Source organism: Microcella sp. (genome assembly GCF_030645145.1).
GTDB lineage: Bacteria > Actinomycetota > Actinomycetes > Actinomycetales > Microbacteriaceae > Microcella.
Map to the genome: position 1 here is coordinate 1 of NZ_JAUSMI010000093.1, position 3,660 is coordinate 3,660.

The window sequence follows — 3,660 nt, forward strand, 5'->3', positions numbered from 1 at the left end:
GATCATCCGGCCAGCAGGCGCCAGCCTCGCATTACGGTGGACCACGAGAAGGCCTTCCTCTTCGAAGTGTCTAGACACCACTCAGAATGAAGGCCTTCTCTTCAGCCTTGTGTCACCAACGTCCTGACCGGGTACAGCTAGTCGAGCAGCCGACGCACGACCGCGTCGGCGAGCAGCCGCCCGCGCAGCGTCAGCACGACCGTCCCGCGCAAGGCTGACCCGGGGTCGACGAGCCCGTCGGCGATGAGCCCGGCGACCTCGCGGCGGCCCTCCGGCGCGAGCGCGCTCGTCGAGAGCCCCTCGGCCAGGCGCGTCTCGAGCAGCACGCGCTCGACCCGGCGCGTCTCGTCGTCGAGGGTCTCCCGACCGGCGGCGGGCGACTCGCCCGCCGCGAGCCGTTGCGCGTACGCGGCGGGGTGCTTGACGTTCCAGAAGCGCACGCCGCCGATGTGGCTGTGCGCGCCCGGTCCGATACCCCACCAGTCCTGCCCCGTCCAGTAGGCCCGGTTGTGGCGCGAGCGACGGGATGCTCCGCCATCGTCGGCAGCGAGCGCCCAGTTGCTCACCTCGTACCAGGAGTAGCCCGCCTGGCTCAGCCGGGCATCCGCCGCCTCGTACATCGCCGCGTGGAGGTCGTCGTCGACGGGCGGCACCTCGCCGCGGGCGATCTGGCGGGCGAGCTTCGTGCCCTCCTCGACGATGAGGGCGTAGGCGCTGATGTGATCGGGCCGCTGCTCGAGGGCGGCGTCGAGGCTCGCGCGCCAATCGTCGATGCTCTCGCCGGGCGTGCCGTAGATGAGGTCGAGGCTCACGGCGAGTCCGGCGTCGCGCGCCTCGGCGACGCGGAGCGGGACGTTCGCGGGGTCGTGGGTGCGCTCGAGCGTCCCGAGCACGTGCGGGACGGCCGACTGCATGCCGATGCTCGCGCGCGTGAACCCGGCGTCGGCGAGCTGCCGGAACCCCGTCGCGTCGATCGAGTCGGGGTTCGCCTCGGTCGTGACCTCGGCGCCCGGCGCGAGCGTGAAGAGGCGCTCGACCGCGGCGAGCATGCGGGCGAGGTCGCTCGCGGGCAGGAGCGTCGGGGTGCCGCCGCCGAAGAAGACGGTGCTGACGGGGCGCGGCGGGAGGCCCGCGTCGTCGAGGACGCGCGCGGCGAGCTCGAGCTCGGCGATCGCTTGGTCGGCGAAGTCGCTCTGCTTCACGCCGCGGATCTCGCTCGCGGTATAGGTGTTGAAGTCGCAGTATCCGCAGCGGACGCGGCAGAACGGCACGTGCAGGTACACGCCGAGGTCGCGCTGCTCGGCGCCGTCGCGCACGCTCGCCGGGAGCGCCCCGTCGACGGGAGCCGGATCGGCGAGGGGCAGAGCGCGGGGCACGCGTCGATTCTCGCAGGGTGCGGCCGAGGGCTCGCGCGGCCGGGGCTCGTACGGTCGGGGCGGCAGCGCGCGGCTGGTTGGATGGGGAGGTGACCACCACCACGATCCTCTGGGATGTCGACGGCACCCTCCTGTTCAACGCGGCGTCGGGCGGCGGCGAGCTCTACCACCGGGCGGTCGAGGTCGTCGCGGGCCGCGAGCTGCACCCGCCGCTCGCGCGCGCTCACGGCAAGACCGACGGGCAGATCCTCTTCGAGATCCTCGCGGCGTTCGAGCTCGACCCGGCGCGGCACGACGACGCGGTCGCGGCGCTCGACGCCCTCTCGGTCGAGCGCGCGACCGCGGGCGATCGTCGGGAGGTCGCGCCGGGCATCCCCGAGGCCCTCGCCGCGGCGGCCGAGCGCGGCTGGATCAACGCGCTCCTCACGGGCAACTCGGCGACGCGCTCGCGCGTGAAGCTCGCAGGCTCCGGCCTCGACCCCGAGCTCTTCGACTGGAGCCGCTCGTTCTTCGGCGACCGCGCCCGCGAACGCCGCGACATCACGATCGCTGCGCGCACGGCCCTGCCGGACGAGCGGCTCGTCATCATCGGCGACACCCCGCGCGATGATGACGCGGCGGTCGCGGCGGGCATCCCCTTCATCGCGGTCGCGACGGGCGTCTACGCGGTGGATGCCCTGCGCGAGACCGGCGCCCTCCTGGTCGTGCCGACCCTCGCCGAGGGTCTCGACGCCGTGCTCGCCGTCATCGACGGGCTGCCCGGGGTCGCGGCGGCCTGAGCCCGACCGCGCTGCGGAGCGTGGGCGCTACGCGACCTGCACGAACCAGATCTGCCCCATGCGGTAGACCATGACGGCGACGGCGAGGCTCACGACGCCGAGCACGACGGTCGACCAGCGCGAGCGGTCGACGAGCCCCCAGACGATCGCGAGCGGCGGCAGCAGCAGCGCCGAGATCAGGTAGACCCAGTACTCGACGGGGTCGCCGGTGGGGTCGTTGCCGACGAACGGCGCGACGATCGACACGACGATCTGCGTGAGCAGCAGCACGGCGACGAACGCCGTGAGGCCGTTCGTGAGGTCGCTCGGCGCGCGACCGACTCCCCCGGCGATGAGGCAGACGATGCCGACGACGACGGCGACGGCGACCTGCGCGGTCGTGAACCACTCGATCACTGCTGACTCCTGGCTGAGGGACGCGTCGCGCGCGGCGACGGGGCGCGACGAGAGGGGCGGATGCTCACTCCGCGTCGATCGGGAACCCCACCAGCGTACGGCCGACGCCGTTGCGCACGCTCACGAGCGCGACGAGGCGGCCAGCGCCGTCGATCGCGGCGAGCGGCTCGACGTCGTCGAGCTCGGGCAGCGCGAGCTTCTTGCCGTGGCCGAGGTCGCGCGCCTGGTCGTCGGTCGCGCGCAGCACCGGGAAGAGCCGCTCGGCGACCGCGGCCGACGACGCGAGACCGGCGGGCCCAATGTCGGCGAGCTGCTCGAGGCTCACGGCATCGGGGACGTCGAACGGTCCGACGCGCGTGCGCCGCAGGGCGCGCAGGTGGCCGCCGACGCCGAGGGCCGTGCCGAGATCGCGGGCGAGCGCACGGATGTAGGTGCCCGACGAGCAGTCGATGCGGGCATCCGCCTCGATCGTCGGCGGTTCGTCGGCCGAGCCCGGCAGACGGCGCACGGCGAGCACGTCGAAGGCCGCGATCGTCACGGCGCGAGCCTTGAGCTCGACGTGTTCTCCGGCGCGGACGCGGTCGTAGGCGCGGCGCCCGTCGACCTTGATCGCGCTCACGGCGCTCGGCACCTGCTCGATCGGGCCGGTGAGGGTCGCGATGGCGGCGGCGAGCTGGTCGTCGGTGATCGCGTCGAGAGCGGCGGCGGGTGCCGGCTCGCCGAGGACCTCGCCCTCGGCGTCGTCGGTCGTCGTGGCGCGCCCGAGCACGATCGTCGTCTCGTACGTCTTGTCGAGCCCGACGAGGTAGGTCAGAAGGCGCGTCGCCGAGCCGACGCCGAGCGTCAGGAGGCCCGTCGCGAGCGGGTCGAGCGTGCCCGCGTGCCCGACCTTGCGGGTGCCGAGCGCGCGGCGGGCCCGGGAGACGACGTCGTGGCTCGTGAGACCGGCGGGCTTGTCGACGAGGAGGAGTCCGGTGGGCACCGCCCCACGCTAGCTGTAGTTCCCAGTGACGTTGTTCATGCTGCCGCAAGTGCGGTGATCGGGCTTCTGTGGCCCAGAGAGCCATGGGGTCGCTGCGTGTTGTAGTAGCGAACCCATTCTGGCAGGA

The 3,660-nt window shown here is 73.2% G+C and carries 5 protein-coding genes; 1 reads left to right on the forward strand and 4 read right to left on the reverse strand.

Going from position 1 to position 3,660, the window contains the following annotated elements; genetic code table 11:
* Positions 1-137 precede the first annotated feature (137 nt).
* Positions 138-1,376 carry a radical SAM family heme chaperone HemW gene (gene hemW, locus Q7T15_RS06340; RefSeq protein ID WP_304694419.1) on the reverse strand — a complete coding sequence of 413 codons (1,239 nt, stop codon included), beginning with the start codon at positions 1,374-1,376 and terminating at the stop codon, positions 138-140.
* A gap of 89 nt (positions 1,377-1,465) precedes the next feature.
* Between hemW and Q7T15_RS06345 the strand changes: the two genes are divergently transcribed.
* Entirely contained in the window at positions 1,466-2,155 is a 690-nt protein-coding gene (locus Q7T15_RS06345; protein WP_304694421.1) for an HAD family hydrolase, read from the forward strand.
* A 27-nt stretch (positions 2,156-2,182) separates the two neighbouring features.
* Here the strand turns inward: Q7T15_RS06345 and Q7T15_RS06350 are convergent, their stop codons facing one another.
* The 3 genes from Q7T15_RS06350 to Q7T15_RS12345 all read right to left on the reverse strand — a co-directional run bounded on the left by Q7T15_RS06350 (position 2,183) and on the right by Q7T15_RS12345 (position 3,658).
* Complete coding sequence (locus Q7T15_RS06350) at positions 2,183-2,551, reverse strand: hypothetical protein (protein ID WP_304694423.1); 369 nt, start codon at positions 2,549-2,551, stop codon at positions 2,183-2,185.
* A 64-nt stretch (positions 2,552-2,615) separates the two neighbouring features.
* Positions 2,616-3,533 (reverse strand): tRNA pseudouridine(55) synthase TruB, encoded by a 918-nt coding sequence (truB, locus tag Q7T15_RS06355; protein WP_304694425.1) that lies wholly within the window; start codon positions 3,531-3,533, stop codon positions 2,616-2,618.
* Between the two features lie 35 nt (positions 3,534-3,568).
* Positions 3,569-3,658, reverse strand: coding sequence for an integrase core domain-containing protein (locus Q7T15_RS12345; protein ID WP_370689111.1), 90 nt, complete (start codon positions 3,656-3,658; stop codon positions 3,569-3,571).
* Positions 3,659-3,660: the final 2 nt, after the last annotated feature.